Annotated in this window: 22 protein-coding genes and 1 pseudogene; 15 read left to right on the top strand and 8 right to left on the bottom strand. The window is 62.7% G+C overall.

Annotated elements, in window-relative coordinates; genetic code table 11:
* Positions 1-7: 7 nt before the first annotated feature.
* Positions 8-2977 carry a TonB-dependent receptor gene (locus tag BUA36_RS18075; RefSeq protein WP_229255746.1) on the bottom strand — a complete coding sequence of 990 codons (2970 nt, stop codon included), beginning with the start codon at positions 2975-2977 and terminating at the stop codon, positions 8-10.
* A 383-nt stretch (positions 2978-3360) separates the two neighbouring features.
* Between BUA36_RS18075 and BUA36_RS18070 the strand changes: the two genes are divergently transcribed.
* Genes BUA36_RS18070 through BUA36_RS18045 form a run of 6 tightly spaced genes read left to right on the top strand, consistent with a single transcriptional unit; the run spans position 3361 to position 10463 of the window.
* Positions 3361-4497 (top strand): SIS domain-containing protein, encoded by a 1137-nt coding sequence (locus BUA36_RS18070; protein WP_072786695.1) that lies wholly within the window; start codon positions 3361-3363, stop codon positions 4495-4497.
* On the top strand, positions 4484-5428 hold the full coding sequence (locus BUA36_RS18065) for an ROK family protein (protein WP_072786694.1): 945 nt from the start codon (positions 4484-4486) through the stop codon (positions 5426-5428). The genes BUA36_RS18070 and BUA36_RS18065 overlap by 14 nt, the downstream gene beginning before the upstream one ends.
* Before the next feature lie 2 nt (positions 5429-5430).
* Positions 5431-6774, top strand: a complete 1344-nt coding sequence (locus BUA36_RS18060; RefSeq protein WP_072786802.1) for a D-tagatose-bisphosphate aldolase, class II, non-catalytic subunit — start codon at positions 5431-5433, stop codon at positions 6772-6774.
* A gap of 32 nt (positions 6775-6806) precedes the next feature.
* Positions 6807-7574 carry a DeoR family transcriptional regulator gene (locus BUA36_RS18055; protein ID WP_072786693.1) on the top strand — a complete coding sequence of 256 codons (768 nt, stop codon included), beginning with the start codon at positions 6807-6809 and terminating at the stop codon, positions 7572-7574.
* A gap of 4 nt (positions 7575-7578) precedes the next feature.
* A complete protein-coding gene (gene nagA, locus BUA36_RS18050; RefSeq protein ID WP_072786692.1) occupies positions 7579-8676 on the top strand; it encodes an N-acetylglucosamine-6-phosphate deacetylase in 1098 nt (365 codons plus the stop codon).
* A gap of 11 nt (positions 8677-8687) precedes the next feature.
* Positions 8688-10463: an MFS transporter gene (locus tag BUA36_RS18045; RefSeq protein WP_072786691.1), complete on the top strand. Its 1776-nt coding sequence runs from the start codon at positions 8688-8690 to the stop codon at positions 10461-10463.
* Here BUA36_RS18045 and BUA36_RS18040 read toward each other — a convergent pair.
* Positions 10460-11245, bottom strand: coding sequence for an alpha/beta fold hydrolase (locus BUA36_RS18040; RefSeq protein WP_229255745.1), 786 nt, complete (start codon positions 11243-11245; stop codon positions 10460-10462). The genes BUA36_RS18045 and BUA36_RS18040 overlap by 4 nt on opposite strands.
* 77 nt (positions 11246-11322) lie before the next feature.
* Between BUA36_RS18040 and BUA36_RS18035 the strand changes: the two genes are divergently transcribed.
* Both BUA36_RS18035 and BUA36_RS18030 read left to right on the top strand, forming a co-directional pair.
* Positions 11323-12627, top strand: coding sequence for a M24 family metallopeptidase (locus BUA36_RS18035; RefSeq protein WP_072786800.1), 1305 nt, complete (start codon positions 11323-11325; stop codon positions 12625-12627).
* A 142-nt stretch (positions 12628-12769) separates the two neighbouring features.
* Entirely contained in the window at positions 12770-13261 is a 492-nt protein-coding gene (locus tag BUA36_RS18030; protein WP_072786690.1) for a phasin family protein, read from the top strand.
* A gap of 44 nt (positions 13262-13305) precedes the next feature.
* Here BUA36_RS18030 and BUA36_RS18025 read toward each other — a convergent pair whose 3' ends face one another.
* Positions 13306-13968, bottom strand: coding sequence for a glutathione S-transferase family protein (locus BUA36_RS18025; RefSeq protein ID WP_072786689.1), 663 nt, complete (start codon positions 13966-13968; stop codon positions 13306-13308).
* Positions 13969-14147: 179 nt separating this feature from the next.
* On the opposite strand from BUA36_RS18025, the gene BUA36_RS18020 reads away from it, so the two are divergent.
* The 5 genes and pseudogenes from BUA36_RS18020 to aroQ all read left to right on the top strand — a co-directional run bounded on the left by BUA36_RS18020 (position 14148) and on the right by aroQ (position 18935).
* Positions 14148-14915: a MipA/OmpV family protein gene (locus tag BUA36_RS18020; protein WP_229255744.1), complete on the top strand. Its 768-nt coding sequence runs from the start codon at positions 14148-14150 to the stop codon at positions 14913-14915.
* 42 nt (positions 14916-14957) lie between these two features.
* A complete protein-coding gene (locus BUA36_RS18015) occupies positions 14958-15836 on the top strand; it encodes a CPBP family intramembrane glutamic endopeptidase (protein WP_072786687.1) in 879 nt (292 codons plus the stop codon).
* Positions 15829-17709 carry an AI-2E family transporter gene (locus BUA36_RS18010; protein ID WP_229255743.1) on the top strand — a complete coding sequence of 627 codons (1881 nt, stop codon included), beginning with the start codon at positions 15829-15831 and terminating at the stop codon, positions 17707-17709. Before BUA36_RS18015 ends, BUA36_RS18010 begins: the two co-directional genes overlap by 8 nt.
* Positions 17709-18470 (top strand): annotated as a pseudogene (locus BUA36_RS31640) (transporter substrate-binding domain-containing protein); the annotation flags it as partial. The gene BUA36_RS18010 and the pseudogene BUA36_RS31640, both read left to right, overlap by 1 nt.
* A 3-nt stretch (positions 18471-18473) precedes the next feature.
* A complete protein-coding gene (gene aroQ / locus BUA36_RS31635; protein ID WP_229255750.1) occupies positions 18474-18935 on the top strand; it encodes a gamma subclass chorismate mutase AroQ in 462 nt (153 codons plus the stop codon).
* An 11-nt stretch (positions 18936-18946) separates the two neighbouring features.
* Here aroQ and BUA36_RS18000 read toward each other — a convergent pair whose 3' ends face one another.
* On the bottom strand, positions 18947-19288 hold the full coding sequence (locus tag BUA36_RS18000) for a YciI family protein (RefSeq protein WP_072786684.1): 342 nt from the start codon (positions 19286-19288) through the stop codon (positions 18947-18949).
* Positions 19289-19389: 101 nt separating this feature from the next.
* Here BUA36_RS18000 and BUA36_RS17995 point away from each other — a divergent pair, with 101 nt between their 5' ends.
* Entirely contained in the window at positions 19390-19662 is a 273-nt protein-coding gene (locus tag BUA36_RS17995; RefSeq protein ID WP_072786683.1) for an acylphosphatase, read from the top strand.
* A gap of 89 nt (positions 19663-19751) precedes the next feature.
* Positions 19752-20108 carry a hypothetical protein gene (locus tag BUA36_RS17990; protein WP_072786682.1) on the top strand — a complete coding sequence of 119 codons (357 nt, stop codon included), beginning with the start codon at positions 19752-19754 and terminating at the stop codon, positions 20106-20108.
* Here the strand turns inward: BUA36_RS17990 and phoR are convergent.
* The 4 genes from phoR to pstB are packed head-to-tail and all read right to left on the bottom strand — an operon-like array spanning position 20101 to position 23673.
* Positions 20101-21414: a phosphate regulon sensor histidine kinase PhoR gene (gene phoR / locus BUA36_RS17985; RefSeq protein ID WP_072786681.1), complete on the bottom strand. Its 1314-nt coding sequence runs from the start codon at positions 21412-21414 to the stop codon at positions 20101-20103. The genes BUA36_RS17990 and phoR overlap by 8 nt on opposite strands.
* 7 nt (positions 21415-21421) lie before the next feature.
* Entirely contained in the window at positions 21422-22114 is a 693-nt protein-coding gene (locus tag BUA36_RS17980; protein ID WP_072786680.1) for a response regulator, read from the bottom strand.
* A 10-nt stretch (positions 22115-22124) separates the two neighbouring features.
* Entirely contained in the window at positions 22125-22835 is a 711-nt protein-coding gene (gene phoU / locus BUA36_RS17975) for a phosphate signaling complex protein PhoU (protein ID WP_072786679.1), read from the bottom strand.
* 37 nt (positions 22836-22872) lie between these two features.
* Positions 22873-23673: a phosphate ABC transporter ATP-binding protein PstB gene (gene pstB, locus BUA36_RS17970; RefSeq protein ID WP_072786678.1), complete on the bottom strand. Its 801-nt coding sequence runs from the start codon at positions 23671-23673 to the stop codon at positions 22873-22875.
* Positions 23674-23678: the final 5 nt, after the last annotated feature.

Raw genomic sequence — 23678 nt, 5'->3', positions numbered from 1 at the left:
CCTCCTCTTAGAATTCATACTCCGCAGTCAGGCGCACGGAGCGCGGCGCGGTACGGCTGGTGACCTGCAGATAGCTGCGGGCGATCGCACCGCCGCCATCCTCACGGGTTTCGTTGTAGCGCTGGACCGTCTGGCGATCGAAGACATTGAATACGTCGACCTTCAGGCTCAGTCCTTTGGCAAAACGCGGCATATATGCTGCATTCAGGTCCAGCGTGGCTTGCCACGGCAGGCGGCCCTGGCTGCCACGCGGGGTCGGCTTGCCATTGCAGTAGAAGTAAGCAGCGCCGTAGTCGCCCGACCACTTCAGGTCCGCTGGCAGCTCGCCGATACAGTTGCGCGGCGCCCCGGAAATCAGCGACAGATTGGCGCCCACGTTCCACTCCGGCGTCAGTTGCACAAAGCCATAGGCCTTGATCGCATGGCGATGGTCGCCTGGCAGATAGCCGTAGGCGTTGTACATCAGCTCCTTGTGGTCATCGCTGACGGTCAGGCCAACGTCGCCACCGCCGATGGTATCGGTCTGGCCTTCCATATTGCCCTTCAACGCTGACAAGGTGTAGGTGACTTTGCCATACCAGCCATTGCTCAGCGGATGCTCGGCAAACAGGTTGAGCGCCTTGTAGGTGCGGTCTGGCTTTGGATCGCCCCACTCCGCCGCCGAGATGTCGACACGTTGCAAGCCCTTGCCATCGTTGAAGTTGATCCACAGCGCGTTGTCACGGCCAGGATTGATGATGGCGCACTGGAAACCGCTCCAGTGGCTGGCATCCACGTGGTTGCGCGCTGCCCAGGCATCGATAGGACGCTGATCACAGGTGTCGTCATTGGTGTCGTTCATCCGGCGATACAACACACTGGCCCCCACCACCAGCTGCTTGTTGAACGCCTTTTCGAAGCCCAGCGACATTTCATCCTGCGACAGCGGTTTCAGGCCGATCGCGGTGACTTCACGCGCATCACGGCTCTGACCATACGCATTGTTGGCCGAATACGGTTTGGAGATCGCATGCAGGCCAGTCGGCGCCCCCGTCACCTGGTCCACACCGGTATAGGTAAAGTATTCGCTGGTCGAGGTGAATGGCGCCGCCATATTGCTCGACAGGTTGGATGGCACCGGCAAATGGTAGCGCCCTGCGTTGGCGAACAACTTGACCGAACCATCACCGGCATAATCCCACGTCACGCCCAGGCGCGGCGCAATCATATTGCGTTGTGAAATGAACGCATCACCCGTGCTGGTGTAGTTGGTGAATTGCTCGCGGCGCAGCCCCAGGTCCAGCAACACGCGCGGCGTAATCTGCCAGTGATCCTGAAGATACTGCGCCGACTGCTCGCTGGTCGGATTGGCCAGGTTCGAATAGTAGTCGCGACTTACATAGTAGCCCTGGGTACCGTAACCACCACCCTGCGCCGGGGTTTCGAAGGCGCCATTGATGGCACGCGCAGGATCGGCAGCCTTGCGATAGGTCCAGCGATAACCGCCAGCCAGCATGAAACCGACCTTGGAATCCACGTCGATGCGGTCAATACCGCCGCGCAGCGAGTGGTCACCCAGACGGTATTCGATGTCGAGACGCTTGCCCTTCTGGCTGTCGCGCGACGATGGATCAACCAGATTGCCAGTCACCGTCTGCGGCACGGGATAATTCAGCGTTGGCACTTGCACCGTGATGCCGGTCGACACTTGCGCCAGTGCCGGATCGTAGCCGGACGGGGTACGCGTATGGTGGGTGCGCGACTTGCCATACACCGCGGTTACCGTCAGATTGTCGGTCAGGTAGCCGGTATATTTGAAGACATCGATATTCGCGCCGGGCGCTGCAGCAGCGCCGCAGCAGTTGACGGTGGTTTCCCCTGCGGTGGCAGGCACATTGTTATGCGCAAGCGTGGTGTAATCAAAACCATAGGCGCGGCTGAACACTTCGGTGCGGTCATACAGCTTGGTGTATTCGAAGTGATGATCTTCAGTGAGGTTAAAGTCAAGCTTTACCAGGCCACGGTCGGTGGTGGTATCGCCGGTACTCCAGCCACTTTTCAGGCTCACCGCAGAAGCGTCGGTTGTCGCGGCAATCGATTCGCTGCTGGTCTTGGTACGCTCCAGCCCAATGAAGGCAAACAGCTTGTTCTTGATGATCGGGCCGCTGCCATACAATCCTGCGACTTTACTGGTGGTGCGGTTGTCCTGGTTCCAGTACAGCAGCTTGCCATCGGTGTCGGCGTGGGTACCGGTATTGGGATAGTAGGTGTTCTGTGGCGCGCCACGCAAGCTGGCCGGAATAGTCGACAGCTTGCCGCCGGCATGGAAGTCGTTACCGCCACTCTTGGTCGTGATATTGACCACGCCACCAGTGGAGCGGCCGAATTCGGCGCCGTAGCCGCCTGACAAAACCTGCATATTGGAGATCGCGCCGAACGGCAATTCCGATGCGCCCACCTGGGTCAGGATGTTCGTGACCGGGAAGCCGTTGACGTAAAACGCATTTTCCGACTGGCCCGAACCGCCGATGGAAGGCGCATTGCCATACTGGCTATTGGTACCGCGCGCCACGCCGGGCGTCAGTTGCACCACCGACGCCACATCATTCGCGACCGGCAGCGCCTTGAGTTCTTTGGCGGTGAACACCACGCCATTATTTGTACTGGAAACGTCAATCACCGTGCGCGCAGCGCGCACCACCACGGTCTGGCCTTGTGCAGCCGCAGCACCAAAGTTCACTTCAGCGCCACTGCCCACCACTGCCTCAACTTCACGGCTCTCCTGCACCACACCATTGCGCAGCACACGCAGTGCATAGCGCCCCGGCGGCATCGAGTTGGCGACGTAGCGGCCGGACGCATCCGGGGTCAGGGTACGCTGGGTCCCGGTGTCCAGGTTTTGCAGTACCACCGTGGCGCCGGCAGGTGTCGCTACCTCACCATAGATAGTGGTAGTAGCATTGGACTGCGCCAGCGCATGCTGGCCAGCTGCAGCCATACTCAAACCGATCAGAATGGCTGTTGCGTGACGAATAGCGCTATGGCGAAGCGGAAAATGGCTATGGCGGCTGTGATGCATACGAAACTCTCCCTCGTTTTTGCTGTTGTGCGTTTTAATTTCCGAAAGACTTATGGCGTTGCGTTGTAATTACTCTAGAAATAAAAACAAACACGGTCAACCAAAAGAAAAGAAAAATCGAAAAATAATGAGCAAAATCTTTCGTATTAGTATGCAACAATCATAATTACTTTCGAATTCGTAGCAAAAAAGGTACAGGATGACACCTTGCGCTGACTCAAAAACTTTCTTTTAACTTTCGTATTTGACATTTCGAAAATTAAACCTTACTCTTCGACTGCCTTCAACAGATAAATCTTTCGATGACTACCTTATTCCAGCGTACGACCAACGACTGGCGCGACATAGGCGGCCTTGAGACCGCAGAAGAAATCGCCCACCAGCCAGCCCTCTGGCGCGAACTGGCGGCGCATCTGGGCGCCGAGCAAAGCCGCATCGCCGCCTTCCTCGGCGACAGCCTGCGCAATCCGCAACAGCGCGTGATCCTGACCGGCGCCGGCAGTTCGGCGTATGTGGGCGAGATCATCGCGGACGAAATCAACGCCGCCTGGCCATGCCAGGTGCGCGCCATCTCCACCACCAGCCTGCTGACGCACCCTGCCCTGTACCTGGACAGCAGCGCGCCCACGCTGCTGGTCTCTTTCGCCCGCAGCGGCAACAGCCCGGAAAGCACCGGCGCCGTGCAGCTGGTGCGCGACCTGGTGCCGAATGCACGCTTCCTGAATATCACCTGCAACGCGGAAGGCGACCTGGCGCAGCAAGGCGCCAACGACAGCGCGAGCTTGAACCTGATGATGCCGGCCGCCAGTTGCGACCGCGGCTTCGCGATGACCAGCAGCTTTACCTGCATGCTGCTGGCGGCGCTGTCTGCGCTCGATCCGGACTTCCAGCCGGAGCGCCTGAACAAGCTGGCCCAGTTGGGCGAGCAGGCGCAGGGCCTGTGGTCGGCGCCAGTCGCCGCGCTGGCCGCCAGGCGCGTGTCGCGCGTGATCTACCTGGGCAGCGGCCCGCTGGAAGCGCTGGCCAAGGAAGCCGCGCTGAAGATCATGGAGCTGACCGCCGGTTCCGTCATGACCATGGCAAACAGCGCACTGGGTTTCCGCCATGGCCCCAAGGCCGCCGTCAATCCGGAAACGCTGGTGCTGCTGTTCCGCAGCGCCGATCCGCTGTCGCGCCGTTACGAGCACGATCTGGTGGAAGAACTGCGCCGCGACCAGGTGGCAGCCGATGTGCTGACCGTGGGCGCGGGCGGCGACTTCTCGATCGACACCCCGGCCTGGCCGGACGCCTGGCTGGCGCCGCTGTGGCTGCTGATGGCGCAGCAGTACGCGTTGCACCAGTCGGCGCTGCTGCAACTGCGTCCCGACAATCCATTCAAGGGCGGCATCGTGAACCGCGTGGTGCAAGGCGTCACCATCTACCGCCATGACGAGTTCTGACATGCGCGGCTACCACGGCATCGACATCGGCGGCACCAAGATAGAACTGGTTGCCTTTGCCGACGAAAACGCCAGGCTGCGTGAAGTGCACCGCGAGCGTATCGCCACGCCGGGCACCGACTTCGCCGAATTCATCGGCGCCATGCAGGGCTTGATCGAACGCGCCGACGCAGCGCTGGGACTGCGCGCACCGGTCGGCATCGGCCTGCCGGGCGTGATCGACAGCGTCACCGGCCGCCAGCTCAGCTCCAACGTACCGGCGCTGAACGGCCGCCTGGTGGTGCAATCGCTGCAGGACGCCTTGCAGCGCCCACTCGCCGTCGGCAACGACTGCCAGTGTTTTGCGCTGTCCGAAGCACAGGGCGGCGCAGCGGATGGCGTGCCCACCATGTTCGGCGCCATCATCGGCACCGGTGCCGGCGGCGGCTACTGCGTCAATGGCCGTCTGTTGCGCGGCTCGAACGGTGTGGCCGGCGAATGGGGCCACTGGCCGCTGGCCGCCGCACAGCTGGAGCCCTACGGCCTGCCGCTGTACGACTGCCCGTGCGGACGGCGCGGCTGCCTGGAACGCTATGTCTCCGGCCCCGGCATGAGCAATTTGCACCGCCACTTCGGCGGCGGCGATGAAACGCCGCTGTCCATCGTCGCCCGCGCGCAAAGCGGCTCAGCCATCGCCCTGCAAACGCTGGAGGTCCACCTGGACCTGCTGGGCCACGCCTTGGCCACGCTGGTGCTGACGCTGGACCCGCACGCGATTGTGCTCGGCGGCGGCCTGTCGCAACTGGCGCACCTGTACGAAAAACTGCCCGCCGCCATGAGCCGGCACCTGTTCTGCGGCGTGCGAACGCCACCGGTATTACCGCCTGCCTTCGGCGACGCCGGTGGTGCACGCGGCGCCGCCCTCCTCGCCCGACAACAACTGAACGACTGATGATGAACACGACCGATTCCCTCTCCCCTGTCCAGCAGATCATTGCCGCGCACCGCCGTGGCGAAGCCACCGGTTTGTACAGCGTATGCTGCAGCCATCCGAGCGTGCTGCGCGCCGCCATGCAAGTGGCCGGCACCTACGGCACCGTGCTGCTGGTGGAGGCGACCTCGAATCAGGTGGACCAGTTCGGCGGCTACACCGGCATGACGCCACCGCAGTTTGTCGCCTACGTCCACGATCTGGCGCGTCAGCAAGGCTTCCCGCTTGCGCGTCTGGTGCTGGGCGGCGATCACCTCGGCCCCAACGCGTGGCAAGGGCTGGACAGCGCCACCGCCATGCAGAACGCCGAAATCCTGATCGCGGCCTACGCGGCGGCCGGCTTCCACAAAATCCACCTCGATTGCAGCATGCGCTGCGCCGATGATCCGCAATACCTGAGCGACGAAGTGATTGCCGCGCGCTCCGCCCGTCTGTGCATCGTCGCCGAGCAGGCCGCCGAGCAGGCTGGCCTGCCGCCGCCGGTGTATGTGATCGGTACCGAAGTGCCGATTCCGGGCGGCGAAGCCAATCTGGCGCAAGCCGGCGCCGTCACCTCGCCGCAAGCCGCGCGCCGCACGCTGGAGGTGCACCACAAAGCCTTCATGGAGCAGAACCTGCACGCCGCCTGGCGACGTGTGATCGCCATGGTGGTGCAGCCTGGCGTGGATTTCGACCATAGCCACATCCAGCACTACGACGCGGCCCAGGCCACCGAGCTGTCGGCCTTTGTCGCCGGCCAGCCAGGCATCGTGTTCGAAGCCCACTCCACCGACTACCAGCGCGAAACGGCGCTGCACGAGATGGTGCGCGATCACTTTGCCATCCTCAAGGTCGGTCCGGCCGCCACCTTCGCGCTGCGCGAAGCCCTGATGGCGCTGTGCCAGGTCGAACAAGAACTGGTACCGGCCAGCCAGGTCTCGCGCCTGATGCAGGTGCTGGACGACACCATGCTGGCGCACCCCAAACACTGGGCCAGGCACTATCCGGGCAGCAGCGCGGAACAGCGCCTGCTGCGCCGCTACGGCCTGAGCGACCGTTGCCGCTACTACTGGGGCGAAGCGCCGGTGGTGGCGGCGGTAGAGAAGCTGATCGCCAACCTGGATGCGCTGGAGATACCGCTGTCGCTGCTCAGCCAGCACCTGCCGGAACAATACCTGGAAGTGCTGCAAGGCCAGCTGGCGCCGCGCGCCAACGCCCTGCTCGAACATAAAATCGCCCGCCTGCTGGCGCAGTACGCGCGCGCCTGCAACCGCAACGCAGCTGCAGCCGATAACGCTTCTGCTGGCAGCGCAGCTGCGATCTGTTAAGCTGCCTGTTTTGACAGATTTACAGCAAATTCATGCGACATACCAGCCAACGCCGCGCTTCGATTTTGCAGGCGCTCACACAGCACGGATCGGTGCAGGTCAACCAACTGGTGGAACAGATGGGCGTCTCCGCGGTGACCATCCGCAGCGACCTCAGTGCACTGGAATCCCAGGGGCTGGCAACCCGTAGCCACGGCGGCGCCGCCCTGGCGCGCACGCCGCCGACCGAACACACGGTGCCGCAGAAGGACGCCATCAACCACGAACAGAAATCCCGCATTGGCGCCTACGCGGCGCGCATGGTGCAGCCGGGCGATAACATCATCATCGACTCCGGCACCACCACCATCTCGCTGGCGCGCCACTTGCGCGAGGCGCAGAACATCACGGTCATGACCAATGGCCTGAATATCGCGTGGGAGCTGGCCGATGCGCCGGGCGTGGACCTGATCCTGACCGGCGGCCTGCTGCGCAAGCAGTCGCTGTCGATCCAGGGCACGCAGGCCGAAGCCTGCTTGCAGGCCTACAGCTTCGACAAGCTGTTCCTCGGCGTCGATGGTTTCGATTTGCAGTTCGGCGTCACCACCCACCACGAGGCGGAAGCCAGCCTGAATCACAAGATGGTGGAGCGGGCCAAGAAGATCATCGTGCTGACCGACGCCTCCAAGTTTGGCCGCGTCAGCCTGCACCGCATCGTGCAGCTGGACCGCGTGCACGCGGTGATTACCGACGCCGGCATCAGCCCGGAATACCGCGACGGCCTGCTCGAAGCAGGTATCGAGCTGCTGATTGCGGAGTAATGCCGTGCTGAGTGGACGTATTCTGACCCCCAACGGCTGGATCAACGGCAGCATCGCCTTCGACCAGCGCATCCAGCACATCCGCGAAGACAACGGCGCGGACAACACACTGACCATCCTGCCCGGCTTTATCGACCTGCACGTGCATGGCGCCGCGGGCGTCGACATCATGCAGGGCGGCGACTCCGGCGCCACGGTGGCGCGCGCGCACGCAAAACATGGCACCACCGCCATGCTGGGCACCACCATGACCGCCACCGACAACTCGATCCGCCGCGCCTTGCGCGGACTGGCGCCGACCATCGCCCAGCGCCCGAGCGGCGGTGCGCGCATGCTGGGCGTGCATCTGGAAGGCCCGTTCCTGAGCATCCACCGCCTCGGCGCGCAGCCGGCAGACGCCATCGCTGTTGGCAGCATGGACCTGGTGCGCAGCTACCACGAACTGGCGCCGATCCGCGCCATGACGCTGGCCACCGAAGTTGAAGGCCACCTGGAACTGATCCCGCAGCTGAATCAACTCGGCATCCGCGTGCAGATCGGCCACAGCAACGGCAGCTATGAAGACGGCGTGGCTGCACTGAAGGCCGGTGCAGCCGGCTTCACGCATCTGTACAACGGCATGACGGCACTGAGCCACTACAATCCCGGCATCGTTGGCGCCGCGCTGGCGCATGCCGAGTATGCCGAGATTATCCCCGACCTCCAGCACGTGGAACCGGGCGCCATCCGCGCCGCGCTGCGCGCGATTCCGCGCCTGTACGGCATTACCGACGCCACCGCCGCCACCGGCATGCCGGATGGCGAATATGGCCTGGGCAGCCAGCGCGTCTACAAGTGCGCAGGCTGCGTGCGGCTGGCCACGGGATCGCTGGCCGGCAGCGTGCTGACCATGGACCAGGCTTTGCGCAATTTCATCGGGCTGGGACTGGACCTGGCCGATGCGTCGAACCGTTTGTCGCTCTACCCGGCGGACTATCTGGGCGAGACCGAACGTGGCCGTCTGGCGCAAGGCGCCTGGGCCGATATTGTGGTGCTCAACAAAGAATTACAACCGGTGGCCGTCTTCGTTGAAGGTGAAGCCATCGATCTAACCACCAACTAGCCGGAGACTCGATGCAAGCACGCGCCATGGGATTTTTACTGTTCATTGCAGGGATGGGTGGACTACTTTACGGAATCGACGTTGGCATCATTGCCGGCGCCTTGCCCTATCTGGAATCCACCGCCTCGGTGGCATGGCGTTTAAGTGCTCAGCAACTGAGTTTTATTGTGGCAGCGGTGCTGCTGGGTTCCGTGCTGTCGTCGCTGTTTGCCGGTGCGCTGGCTGACTGGATCGGCCGCCGCTGGGCGATGGTGCTGTCCGGCGTGCTGTTCTCGCTCAGCATTCCGCTGATCGCGCTGGCCGATGGCTACATCCCGCTGCTGCTGGGCCGCCTGCTGCAAGGCATCAGCGGTGGCCTGATCGGCGTGATTGTACCGCTGTACCTGGCCGAATGCCTGCATGCGCGCCAGCGTGGCCGTGGCGCCGCGCTGTTCCAGCTGCTGCTGACGATAGGCCTGGTGGCCGCTGCGGTAGTCGGCCTGCTGCAAGCGCACACGGTGGAAAGCGCCACCGCCGCCGCCCAGGCGCTGTCGGAGACGGAGCGCGTGGCGGCGGTGTTTGCAGCCAAGGACAACGCCTGGCGCAGCATCTTCTGGTGGTGCCTGACGCCAGGCCTGGTGTTCACGGTCGGCAGCCTGCTGCTGGCTGAATCGCCGCGCTGGCTGGCACGCCGCGGCCGCATTGAAGAAGCCCGCACCGCCCTGCTGCGCACCCGTCCAGCCGACGAAGCGGAGGCCGAGCTGCGCGAGATCCAGCAAGCCCTGGCGCCGGCCGCCGCCACTGCGGGCGCGCCCGCCGCCAGCGATCCGCTGCTGAGCCGCCGCTACATGCTGCCCTTCCTGATCGCCTGCCTGGTGCTGGCGCTGAACCAGGCCACCGGCATCAATTCCGTGCTGGCCTACGTCGTCAACATCCTGAACCAGGCCGGCCTGCCCGGCGCGACTGCCAACACCGCCGACGTCGTGCTGAAAGTGCTGAACGCGCTCATGACCATCGTCGCCGTGGTCCTGGTGGACCGCAAAGGCCGCAAGTTCCTGCTGATGCTGGGCACCGGCGGCATCGTCACCGCGCTGCTGGCAGCGGGCCTGCTGTTCCGCAGCGTGGAGGGCGGCCAGCGCGACGTGCGTCCGCAACTGCAGGCGCATATCCAGGCCGACAGCCTGGCCCTGCGCCTGGACGACGCCACCGTCACTTCGCTGGGCGTCAACCTCAAGGAAGCGCCGCAGCAGCTGACCGTAGCCTACTCCTACGGCCCGTTCACCAACGTGCAGACGCGCCGCAGCGACGACGCCGCCCTGCCGGTGCTGCGCATGAGCCGCGAAGAAACCGTGCAGCCGGACAGCGTCATCGGCGCCTTCTTCCGCAAGCTGCATCTGAATCCATTTGCCGATCCGGCCGAAGGCCAGAACGCGCCGCTGCACATCGAACGCGCCGACATCGCCGCCGTGCCGCCCACCGCGCATGGCTGGTGGGTGGCGCTGGCCATGTGCCTATTCGTCGCCAGCTTTGCGGTGGGGCCGGGCGTGTGCGTGTGGCTGGCGCTGTCGGAGCTGATGCCAACCCGGATCCGCTCCAACGGCATGAGCATCGCGCTGCTCATCAACCAGTTTGTCTCGACCATGATCGCGGCCGTGTTCCTGCCCACCGTGGGCCAGTACGGCTACGCGACCATGTTCTTTGGCTGGGCCGGCTGCACGCTGCTGTACTTCCTGACCGCCACCTTCCTGCTGCCAGAAACCAAGGGCAAAACGCTGGAAGAAATCGAAGCGCACTTCGCCAGGCATTAAGCTGGCGACAGGCACGCCTCCAGGGTCAATTCCAGCAACGGGAAATGGCCCGTGTCTACTTTGAAGAACTCGGCCTGTGGGAAGATGACTTCCCACACCTTGCGATCCTGCTCGGCGTCGATCATCGGGTCGTAGGCGCCAAACAGCACGGAAACCGGGCCGGCGAACGGGCTTGGCATCGGCGAATGGTCCAGCGCGGAAAAATCGTCCGAGGTGGCGACCGAGGTCGGGCCGTCAAATGCGCCCGGCTGGTGGATCAGCTCCGCAAACGAACGGGCCGCATCGGCGCCGGCCGGACCGAAATACAGCTCCGTCACATCCGGCAGCAGCGACAGCGCGCCAAACACATCCCAAAAGCGTGGACGGCCAGGATCGTCTTCATACATCGCCAGCGCGGTGGCCAGCTTGCCCGCATGTTCGTGGCCGGTATGCACACGGAACGCGCGGCGGGCCAGGCGCAGCGCGGCCTGCTCGGGATTGAAGGTGGGCGCCAGCAGCAAGATCTCCTTGACCAGTTCCGGCGCCTGGCGTGCCAGGTGCACCGCCAGATGGGCGCCGAAGGAACTGGCCATCACGGTCAGCGGCTGACCCGCTGCTGCCGCCACGCGGCGGAATTCGGTAACGGTAGCTTCCTGCAAGTCCAGGAACGGACGCGCCGCACACGGCTTGGCCAGCGGCTGGTGCCACCAGTGGACGTGGTCCGCGTCCGGATAGCGGGCGCGCTCAAACACCGGTGCCAGTGCCGGACCGCCGTGCAGATAAAAAACCGAAGGTGCTGCCATGTTCTCTCCTTTGCGTAAGCAGAACATTATAAATATTGTTGATTGACATTGCCAAAAACCAGGCTCAAGATTTGCGGATGAAAAAATTCCTCATTGCTCTCTCCCTGCTGCTGGCGGCAGGCGCCCAGGCCCAGGTGCTGTCGGTACGCGACCAGGCGACCGTCGTCAACGAGCTGCTGGTCGACCGCTTTGACCATCTGCTGCCGGGCATGATGGCGCAAACCGGCATCGACATGTGGGTGGTGGTCTCGCGCGAATACAATGAGGATCCGGTCCTCAAGACCATGCTGCCGGCCGAATGGCTCAACGCGCGCCGCCGCACCATCCTGGTGTTCTACCGCGACGCCAAGACCGGCAAGGTGGAACGCCTGGCGGTCGCGCGCTACAACGTCGGCCAGAGCATCACGGCGGCCTGGGACATGAAGAAATTTCCGCATCAATGGGAGGCGCTGGTGGACATCATCAAGCAGCGCAATCCCGACAAGATCGCGCTCAACACCTCGACGCACTTCAACCATGCCGACGGCATCGACCACACCGACTACAGCGAGCTGCTCGCCGCGCTGCCGGCCGATCTGAAACGCCGCGTGGTGTCGGCCGAGCCGCTGGCCATCCGCTGGCTGGAAACCCGCACCGAACGCGAGATGCAGATTTATCCGCAACTGGTCAACGCCACGCACCGGATTATCGAGGAAGGCTTCTCCGAACGCGTCATCACGCCGGGCATTACCACGGCGGACGATGTGGTCTGGTGGTTCCGCCAGAAGATCCGCGACCTCGGCTACGACACCTGGTTCCATCCCTCGGTGGAAATCCAGCGTGCCGGCAAGGGGCTGGCCAACGCCGACATCATCGTGCCCGGCGACCTGCTGCACGTCGATATCGGCATCACCTACCTGCGCCTGAACACCGACATCCAGGAGCACGCCTACGTGCTCAAGCCCGGCGAGACGACCGCGCCGGCGGCACTGGTGAACGCGTTTGCCAGCGCCAACCGCCTGCAGGACATTCTGACCGCCAATTTTCAACAGGGCCGCAGCGGCAACCAGGTGCTGGCGGCATCGCTGAAACAGGCCAGGGCCGAAGGCATCGAGCCGACCATTTACACCCATCCGATCGGCTACCACGGCCATGCCGCCGGCCCCGCCATCGGCATGTGGGACATGCAGGGCGGCGTGCCGGGCAGCGGCGACGATGTGCTGCGCTACCACACCGCCTACTCGATCGAGCTGAACGCCGCCACGGCAATTCCGGGCTGGAAGGAGCCGGTCCGCATCATGCTGGAGGAGGATGCCTATTTTGATGAAAGTGGCGTCCGCTACATCAACGGCAGGCAGAAAACGCTGCTTCTCCTGCCACGGCGCGCGCCATCTGTTGAATAGGGTACACAAATAGTTCCAGCAAGCTCGGGAGTGCCATCAAGCGGCCACATTTGAGATGATAGCGGTGGTGGACGACAGGCCAAAACGTCCACCGCACTTGTCTCACGCCTCTTTTGGCCCACATCCCAACAGGAGCACACTTATGAATTCGTTCGTGGAAACGCTGTCCCCGGCAGCCCGGAATCATGCGGAAGCCCGCATCGACTACTACTCCGACCTGACTCAGGCGGTACTGCGCTCACTGCGCCAGCTGGCCGAGGTCAATGTACAGTTTAGCCGTGAGTGGCTGGACGATTCCACTGCGGCCCTGCGTCAAAACTTGCTGACCTCGCCAGAGGAACGCAAGGCCGATGCCGTGCCGCAAGCTGCCTCAGCCACGCTGCAAAAACTGCAGACCTATCATCAGAAGCTGGCGCAGGTGGCCGGCGACTTCCAGAGCGACATCAATATTCTGGCGCAGCAGCACGTGCCACAGACCGCGCGCACCGCCACCGAGCTGGCTGATGCCGGCCGCCAGGCGGCCGGCAAGCATATCGCGGAGGAAGCCAGCCGTTTCGCCAACATCGCCAGCCAGAACAAGGCCATGCCACAAGCCGCGTCGATGCAAAGCGCGCCTGAAGGCAACCAGGGCTAACCACGGTCATTCCCGCGCAGGCGGGAATGACCGGGCCGGGAGGCTTACAGGAAGCGTTCCGGAATATCGTCCGCAAACGGGTACATCGAGAAGTAAGGCTTGCTCTCGTCCAGCACCTGTTTGACGGACGGCCGCGCCACCAGACGTTCAAAGTAGCTTTGCAGGTGGTGGTATTCCTCCGGGAACGGCAGCACCGTCGCCGCGTAAAACAAGGCCGGCGCCGCCGCGCAATCAGCCAGACTGAACGCTTCGCCGCACATCCAGCTGCGCGTGGCCATGCGCTTCTCGATCATCTTGTAGGCTGTCTTGAGCTTGGTGCGCTCCTTGGTCTGGTCGCAGCTCAGCCCGGTCAAATGGGCGACCACGATGGTGTTCATCGGCCCCTGGACGTACTGGTCGAAAAAGCGGTCCCACAGACGCACATCCTGCGCATCGTCCCAGTCCGCGGGAATCATGCGCTGGGTGCCGGGGTAATGCCGGTCCAGATACTCGATGATGATGGACGTCTCCGGCACATCACGGTGACGCTCGTGGTCGCGCAGCACGGGGAACTTGCACAGCGGCCAGATGGCTTCCAGCTCGGCACGATCCGCCTCCTCGCCGAGATTGATGATGCGCCGGTCGAAATCCGTGCCGTTTTCGTACAGCGCGATCAACACCTTGTGGCAGAACGAGGCTAACGGGTGGTAATACAAAGTCAACGACATAGTGGGCTCCAGGGCGTGGCAGCGCGGCGCGCTACCAAAGATTCCAGCAAATGATACTTCAGCTTCGCCGATAGCGGCGAACCCTAATTACTGGGACACTTGCGCCCGTCTAGAGCCGGGCAATCACGCACCGGCGGATAACTGAACGGGAAAATATCATCATGCGCCATGCCATTACTTTGACCCTCTTATCCCTGTGCGCCTTTGGCGGCAAGGCATTTGCTGCCGGACCAATGCCAGCCGCCGCCGGTGACAGCTTCTCGGCCGGCGCCGGCCTCGCCTATGTACCGGAATATGCCGGCGCCGACAAAAGCCGCGTCATCCCCCTGCCCTTCATCGAACGCACCTTTGCCAACGGCGTATTCCTGAGCACCATGCGCGGCATCGGCTACCAGACCCAGCTGGGGGACTTCAACCTCAGCGGCGCCCTGAGTTATGACGGCGGCCGCGAAGACCACAAGGAAAACTACTTCTCGGGCTCGGATGCACTGAAAGGCATGGGCAAGATCCAGGGCACGGCGCAGGCCGTACTGAGCGTAGGCTACAACATCGGCACCGTCGGTCTGAGCCTCAGCACCAAGCAGAACCTGAGCCACCGCGAGTATGGCTACACCTTCGCGCTTGGCGCATCGACCGCGCTCTACACCACCGCAAGCGACCAGATCGGCCTGTCGGTATCGGCCGAATACGGCGACAAAAAGCACAACCAGACCTACTTCGGCGTCACCACCACGCAAAGCGCCGCGTCCGGCTACAGGGCGTACACGGCAAAAGCCGGCTTCAACAACCTCACAGCCGGCCTCAACTGGAACCACGTGATCAACAGCAGTTGGTCGGTGTACAGCGCCGCAGGCGTGACCCGCCTGACGTCGGATGCCGCCGACAGCCCGCTGACCAAACGTAAAACCACGCCCATGCTGATGACGGGCCTGATCTACAAATTCTAGGCTGCCTTGGAGTATCATTGACGAAAACTCATCGTTGAATCAATGACACTCCAATTTCCTGCCTTCCTCTTCCTCGCTTTTGCACTGTGTTCCGTGTGGGCCAGGCCGCTGCCAATGGGGCGGCGCTCGGCTCCGCTGTGGCTGCTGTTCTTTGTCATGGCCATGGCCTGGGGGCTGGTGGGTGGCGTGCTGGACCCGGTGGCGGTCAGCGCGCTGGTGGTGCTGGCCGCCGGCGCCTACGCCTGCAATGCCGCGCCACGCAGCTGGCTGCGCCTGGCCTATGGCACGCTGACGGCGGCGCTGGCCTTGGCGCTGGCCATGCACAAGCTGCCCGGCTTTAATAATCCGCTGCTCATCGATCATGTCGTGCTGTCCGCCGGGGCCGCACCGTTCACGCAATACGCGAACTTCGACAAGGGCGCCGTCGGACTGGTGCTGCTGGCCCTGCTGTGCCGCCGCGTGCATGCGTGGCCGGAACTGGGCGAGGTGCTGCGCAAGACGGTGCCGGTGCTGCTGTTGACGATCGCTGCTACACTGGGCTTTGCCGTGGCGGCCGGCGTGGTCGGCCTCGATATCAAACTGCCGCAGCAGACACTGATGTTCGTGCTAGTGAACCTGCTGTTCACGGTAGTGGCGGAAGAGGCCTTCTTCCGCGGCCTGCTGCAGGCACGGCTGGCATCGGCGCTGGCGCGCTTCGCGTGGGGGCCATGGCTGGCGGTGGCAGTGTCGGCGCTGCTGTTTGGGGCGGCCCACCTCGGCGGCAGGCTGACCTATGGCATACTCGCTGGCGTTGCAGGCCTCGGCTATGCGATCGCTTACCAGCGCACGCAACGCATCGAGGCCGCCATCCTGGTACACATCACGCTTAACGTGGTCCACTTCATCTGCTTTACTTACCCGGCTAGGTTACACGGTGTCTGACTCCATCGCTTCCCGCACTTTGCCGAGCGCCGTCACCGGCCTCGTTGGCACCGCCACGGTGCTTGCCCTGCTCTACTTCGGCCGTGACGTGCTGATCCCGATTACACTGGCCTTCATCTTCAGCTTCCTGATCGCGCCGTTTGTACGCGCGCTGCGGCACATGGGCCTGGGCCAGGCGACATCGGTATGCACCGGCGTGCTGGTGGTGACCGTGACGCTGCTGGCGATCGGCGGCGTGATCGTGTCGCAAGTCAGCGCCATGGGCGCCAGCCTGCCGCAGTACCAGGACACCATCGCCAGCAAGATTGAAACGCTGGACAAGCTGACGCGCGGCACACTCGGCGACCTGGGCGGCCCGGCCGGCGACCTGATCGAACACTTCACCAGCGATGGCGCCAGCGGGCCGCAGCCAGTGCTGCAAAACGATGGCAGCGTGAAGACGCCGGTGCTGGTGGAAATCCATGAGCCTGCGCTCAAACCATTCCAGCTGCTGGGCAAAGTCATCACCTCCGTATGGCCGCCGCTGGAGACGGCCGGCATTGTGTTTGTGGTGCTGATCTTTGTGCTGCTCGAACATGAATCCCTGCGCGACCGCTTCATCCGCCTGGCGGGCGGCGGCGACCTGCGCGCCACCACGATTGCAGTGAATGACGCGGGCGAACGCCTGTCGCGCTTCTTCATCTCGCAGTTCCTCGTGAATCTTGCCACCGGCCTGGCGATCTGGCTGGGCCTGAGCCTGATGGGGCTGGGCCAGGCGCTGCTGTGGGGCACCATGACCGCCGTGCTGCGCTTCATCCCGTATGTCGGCGTCTGGATGGCGGCGCTGTGCGCAACCGTGCTGGCGGCCGCCGTCGATCCGGGCTGGTCACTGGCGCTCATGACACTGGGCCTGTTCCTGGCGGTGGAAATTATCGTCGCCCAGACCATCGAACCAAAACTGTATGGCCACACGACCGGCCTGTCGCCACTGTCCGTGGTGGTGTCGGCGATTTTCTGGAGCTGGATCTGGGGACCGGTCGGCCTGGTGCTGTCGACGCCGCTGACCTTGTGCCTGGTGGTCGCGGGCCGCTACATCCGCGCGCTCAAGGTGCTGGAGATCATGTTCGGCGAACTGCCTGCGCTGACCCTGCCGCAGAATTTCTACCAGCGCGTGCTGTCCGGCGACGCCCACGAAATCGTCACCAGCGCCAAGCGCTACATGCAGCACAAATCGCTGGCCGAGTACTGCGACGGCGTGCTGCTGCCCGCGCTGCACCTGGCGCATTTTGATTTGAAGGACGCCGCCATCACACCGGAGGAAGAGGAAAAAGTCACCTCCTCCATCATTGCCGTGATTGAAGCGCTGAGCGGCAATCCAAAATGGTGGCGCAAACGCAAGCGCAGCACGGTGCTGACTGGCGAAGGCATCGGCCGCCAGTTGCGCGCGCAGCGCATTTCCGACGGCGGCGAATGGCAAGGTTCCTTCGATGTGCCACCCGGCAGCGTGGTGCTGAATATTGCAATCGGCTCCCAATATGCCGAGCTGGCGACCGAGATCCTGGTACGCATTCTGCAAGAACAAAAGATCGACGCGCGCAGCCGCAACTTCGAGGAACTGGACCAGCCGCCACCACCGGGCGCCAGGAAGGAAGCGGTTGCCATTGTCTGCCTCATCAGCGTCGATCCGCTCAACGACTGCGAAGCCATGAGCGATGCGCTGGCCAAAATGCGCGTGCGTCTGCCGGACGCCAAGCACTTCGCGCTGCTGCTGCCAAGTCCGTTCGAAAATCCCGACCTCAAAACCTGCATCTTCTCCGAGGCCGACCACGTCTCGCGCTCCTATGACGATGTGCTGCAACACTGCCAGACCGCCATGAAGGGGCACGCAAGCTGATGAAACGCCTGCTCCTGTCCACGCTGCTGGTTACCGCGCTGGCCTCCGCCCATGCCGGCCGCCTGGAAGAGATCCATGCACGCGGCGTGCTGCGTGTGGGCAGCACTGGCGACTACAAGCCGTTCAGCTATCGCGCAGGGGCGAACGATTTTATCGGACTGGATGTTGAGCAGGCCGGTGAACTGGCGCGCGCCATGGGCGTCAAGCTGGAGATTGTTCCGACCAGCTGGCCAACGCTGATGACGGACTTTGGCGCGGATAAATTCGATATTGTACTGAGCGGTGTGTCGGTGACGGCGGAGCGCCAGCAGCAGGCGCTGTTCTCGGTCAGCTACCTGCGCGATGGCAAAACGCCGATTACACGTTGCGAAAACCAGCTGCGCTTTCAGACGCTGGAGCAGATCAATCAGCCGGCCGTGCGCCTGATCGTCAATCCGGGCGGCACCAACGAACGCTTCGCCCGCGCCCATGCGCCGCACGCGCAGCTGACCGTCTACCCGGACAACGTGACGATCTTTGGCCAGATTGTCAGCGGCGCAGCCGACCTCATGATGACGGATGCGATTGAAACCCGTTTGCAGCAGCGCCTGCATCCGGAACTGTGCGCCGTGCATCCCGACGCGCCGTTCGATACCGCAGAAAAAGCCATCCTTTTGCCACGCGATGCCGAATTAAAAATCTATGTCGACACATGGCTGCAACAGCGCATCAGCAGCGGCGGACTGCAAAAAAGCTTCGACCGCTGGCTGGACTATCCCTGGGCATTGGAGCCGCTACGGCAAGCCATCGATGAGCGCCTGCTGCTGGCGGAAGCAGTCGCACGCGCCAAATGGAACGTGCAGGCGCCGATAGAAGACTTGCCGCGCGAAGCGCAAGTGATCGCGGCCGCCGTGCAACAAGGCCGCACGCTAGGCTTGCCGGATGCCTGGGTGGCAGCCGTCTTCAAAGCCCAGATCGAGGCCTCCAAAACTGTACAGCGCGAACTGTACGCCAAATGGAAAGCGCAGCAGGCCGGCCATTTCGACGATGCGCCCGATCTGGCCAACACCATCCGTCCGCAACTGGACCGCATCACCACACAACTGCTACGCGCCATGGCCGACAATCAGGCGACGCTGAAAGACACCGCGCGGCTGATACGTCCACTTGAAGCAGCCGCACTCAGCCCAGCAGCCGCCGCACAGGCACTGGCGCCGCTATCCGCCCACGTTGTGGTCCGTTTTTGATATCCACTCTTTCATGACTGTGGATCAATCTGGAAGACCCGCAACTCCTGGTCGCAGCGGCAAGCTTTGGCAATGCGGGCTGCCCATGCGATGGCATCGTCGCGCGACGGTAGTTCTAGCACGGTGAAGCCGCCGTTGAGTGGAGGTGCCCACGGGTAACCACCTTCGGTGAATGCGCCGTCAGCCGTGACCAGCAAAGGGGGCACGTCTTCGGCAATGCCACCAGCGAAGACGTAGACACCGGCGGCCTTGGCTTCCTCAATCACCGCATGCGCGTCACGGCCCGCCGCTTTCCATTCGTCATCCGGCAGCACCATGGCGGCACTGGGAAAAGAGATGAGATATTTGGCCATATACTTACTCCTTTAACTGCAGGATTTCTCAATGTCGAATGCCTCGCGTAGGATAGCATCATGCTCGGCAGAAAAATCACCAATTTTCACGGAGAACCTTGATGGCAAAGCATCTCATCATTACTGGCGTGGTACAAGGCGTCGGGTATCGTGCTTCGTTTGAGCGGCAGGCAGCGGGACTGGGTTTGCGTGGCTGGGTGCGCAATCGGCGCGATGGTTCGGTAGAGGCCCTGGTGGATGGCGACGCCCTCGCGCTGGACTCGCTCATCAGCTGGGCGCATCAGGGACCGCCTGCGGCGCGGGTGGCAGGCGTTGCCATCAAGGAGGCCCAGGCCTGCAGCGAGAACGGCTTCAGTGTGCTGCCGACGGTTTAACGGGACTGCTGCCAAGACATACGTTAGGGCGCGAACAGTCTTTATCGGCATAACCCGTATGCTTGCTCCTAACCTCAGAAGGAGCCATCATGACTATCGATTTCGCCAGTGATACCGAGCACGCTCCCAGCGTGAAAGAAGCGGCCAGCCTCCACCAGGCAGTGCCGTTCCCGCAAACCATCAGCAGCCTGCTGCTGCGCAGCGATCCTCAGCAGTGTGCTGACCTGATTAATCAGTTGCTCGTCAATGTGAGTCCGGAAATGCTGACATCGCTGGCCGGCAGCATCGGCGACTTTACCGATGCCCAGGGCCAGCCACGCGTGACGCCCGAGCAGGCCGGGCAAATCCCGCCAGCGCAGGTCGAGGAAATTGCCGCCACCGCCGAGCAGCATCATCCCGGCGTGGTGGAGCAGATTCAATCCCATACGCTGGGCTGGGTCAGTTAGCCAGCAGCTCCGGCTGTTGTTGCACGACGGCGGCCTTGGGCATGCACACGATGAAGGTACTGCCCTTGCCTGCTTCCGACTTGATCTGCAGCGTGCTGTTGTGGCGCAGCAGCACGTGCTTGACGATGGCCAGGCCCAGGCCCGTGCCCTGCGTCTCGCGCGAACGGCTCTTGTCGACGCGGTAGAAGCGCTCGGTCAGGCGTGAGATGTGTTCCGGGCTGATGCCGATGCCGGTATCTTCCACCAGGAACTTGGCGCCGTTGTCGAACTCTTTCCACACCAGGTGGATTTTGCCGCCTGCTGGCGTGTAGCGCACCGCGTTGGAGGCCAGGTTGCCAAACGCGCTGTGCAGCTCTTCGTACGAGCCCTGCACGTCCGGGCCGCTGACTTCCATGGTGATCTCGTGCTTGCCGGCCGACAGTGCCCGCGCTTCGCGCAGCAGCTGGTCCATGAGCTTGCCCACATCCACCGGATCGGGGCGCATAGGATAATCCACCGACTCCAGGCGCGACAGGGTCAGCATGTCCTCGATCAGGTGCTGCATGCGGTGGCCCTGCTCCGTCATGAGCTTGAGGTGGGCGGCGCGGGTGGCGGCGTCCAGCCCTTCCTGCGCGGCGATTTCCAGGAAGCCGACGATCACGGTCAGCGGCGTGCGCAGTTCGTGCGAGGCGTTGGCGATAAAGTCGCGGCGCATTTCTTCAATGCGTTCGGTCTCGGTCGCATCGTGCGTTACCAGGATCTGGCGGCGGTTCTCAAACGGAATGATGTGCACGATCAGTTTGCGTTCGCGGAAACTGATCGTCAGCGGCTGGTCGTAGCGGCCCAGGATGATGTAATCCATGAAGTCCGGATTACGCACCAGGTTGGTCACGCGCATGCCTTTGTCGCGCTCGTTGCTGAGGCCCAGATGCTGCTCGGCGGCCGGATTGCACCACTCCAGGAACAGCACGTCATCCATGATGGCGACGCCGTCCGGCAGCAGATGCATGGCCTGGCGGAAGCGCGTCAGCCATTCAGTCAGCTCGGTCTGGTTTTTCTCGTCCTCGCGGCGCATTCGGTACAGGCGCGAGAAGATATTGGTCCACTCGCCCCAGCCGTCCGGCAGCTTGGCGCTTTGCGGGTCGTCCATCCAGTTGCTCAGCTGATAGAGATAGGACAGCTGGGTAAACACCAGCGCCATCATGGCGATGACCGCGAGGATCAGGCCATTGACCCAGCCGAAGATCCAGCCTCCCAGCGCGCAACCGGCCAGAATAATGGCCGTACGCAGCGCAGCAGGCACCCAGAACACCAGTTTTGGATTCATGTAAAACTCAGTTTTTTTCCGACAGCATGTAGCCTACACTACGTACGGTTTTGATCAGGTGCTCGGCTTCTTTCAAGGCCTTGCGCAGACGCAGCACATGCACGTCCACCGTCCGCTCTTCGATGACCACATGGTCGCCCCACACCTTGTCCAGCAGCTGGCTGCGCGAGAACACGCGTTCCGGATGCGCCAGCAGGAATTTCAGCAGCTTGTATTCGGCGTGGCCGATATCGATTTTCTGCTCATCCATCGACACCGTGCAGCTGACAGGGTCCAGCATGATGTTGGCCGCGCGCATGGTCGATTGCGCATGTTCCGGGCTCTTGCGGCGCAACAGCGCCTTGGCGCGGGCCAGCAGCTCGCGCGGCGAGAACGGCTTGGTGACGTAATCATCGGCGCCGCTGTTCAGGCCGGCCAGCTTGTCTTCTTCCATGCTCTTGGCCGTCAGCATGATGACCGGGATTTCATTGAACTGGCGGTCCGAACGGATGCGCGCCAGCAGGCGCAGGCCGGTAGAATCCGGCAGCATCCAGTCCAGCAGGATCAGTTGCGGGGTCTTGGTCTGGATGAAGTCCCAGGCTTCCCCGGCGCTTTGCACCGCGCAGCAGTTCCAGCCTGCCTCGCGCAGCGAAAACGTGACCAGCTCAACAATGGCTGGTTCGTCTTCAACAATCAGTACGGTAGTTTTATCAGATGCCATTTATTTTTATTTACTCAGCTTGCTCAGGCTCGTTTTCAGTAACGTGCATCTTGGTGTGGCGGATGTCCTTGCCTTCCACCACGTAGATCACGTATTCCGCGATGTTCTTGGCGTGGTCGCCGATGCGTTCAATCGCCTTGGCCACCCACAGGGTGTCCAGCGCGGCCGAGATTGTACGCGGATCTTCCATCATGAAGGTGATCAGGTTGCGCATGATCGAACGGAATTCGTGGTCGATCACGGCGTCCTGGGCGATCAGCTGCAGGGCCTGCTTGCCGTCGTTGCGCGCAAACGCGTCCAGCGCGTCGTGCAGCAGGTCGCTGGTGTTGTTGGCGATGCCGCGCACCATTTCATAGTGGTTCACGGTCACGGCGCCGCGGCCATGCAGCTGCTTGGCGATACGGGCGATCTTGGTGGCTTCGTCGCCGATGCGCTCGAGGTCGGTAATCACCTTGATGGTGGCCATGATGGTGCGCAGGTCGTTGGCGGCCGGCTGGCGGCGCACAATCAGGTGGCTGCAGGCGTCGTCCAGCTGCACTTCCAGCTGGTTGACGGCGTCGTCTTCGCGCATTACGCGGTCGGCGCGCTCGGTGTTGCCAATGCGGAAGCAGGTCATGGCGTCGAGGAACTGGGTCTCGACGATGCCGCCCATCAGCAGCACTTTGCTGCGGATGGACTCAAGTTCGTTGTCGTACTGTTTGGATGAATGCTCACCGATCATGCTGCTCTCCAATGTCGAATGCGTATTATAAGGTTGATCAGCCGAAGCGGCCGGTGATGTAGTCCTGGGTTTCCTTGCGGGCCGGATTCATGAAGATCTGGTCGGTTTCGCCAAATTCCACCAGCTCGCCCAGGTACATATACGCGGTGTAGTCCGAGCAGCGCGCTGCCTGCTGCATATTGTGGGTCACGATGGCGATGGTGTAGTCCTGTTTCAGCTCGCTGATCAGTTCTTCCACTTTAGAGGTCGAGATCGGGTCCAGTGCCGAGGTTGGTTCGTCCAGCAGCAGCACGTCCGGTTTGACGGCAACGCCACGGGCGATGCACAGACGCTGCTGCTGGCCGCCGGACAGCGACAGGCCGCTCTTGGTCAGCTTGTCCTTGACTTCGGTCCACAGTGCGGCTTTTTTCAGCGCCCATTCCACGCGCTCATCCATTTCACCTTTCGACAGGTCTTCGTACAGGCGCACGCCAAACGCGATGTTGTCGTAGATCGACATCGGGAACGGGGTCGGCTTCTGGAACACCATGCCGACCTTGGCGCGCAGCATGTTCAAGTCCTGGCCGCCTTCGAGGATGTTACGGCCGCGGTACATGATGGCGCCTTCGGCGCGCTGGCCCGGGTACAGGTCGTACATGCGGTTCAGCGTGCGCAGCAAGGTCGATTTGCCGCAGCCCGACGGGCCGATGAAGGCAGTCACCTGCTTTTCATGGATATCCAGGCTGACGTTGTGCAGGCTCTGGGTTTTACCGTAGAAGAAATTCAGGCCCGAAATCTCGATGGTTTTACGTTTGCCGTTCATGGCGATGACATTCTCTTGGCTCAGTTGCGTATTCATTGTAT

It is taken from the genome of Duganella sacchari (genome assembly GCF_900143065.1).
GTDB lineage: Bacteria > Pseudomonadota > Gammaproteobacteria > Burkholderiales > Burkholderiaceae_D > Rugamonas > Rugamonas sacchari.
This window is presented reverse-complemented; position numbering and strand designations above follow the sequence as displayed.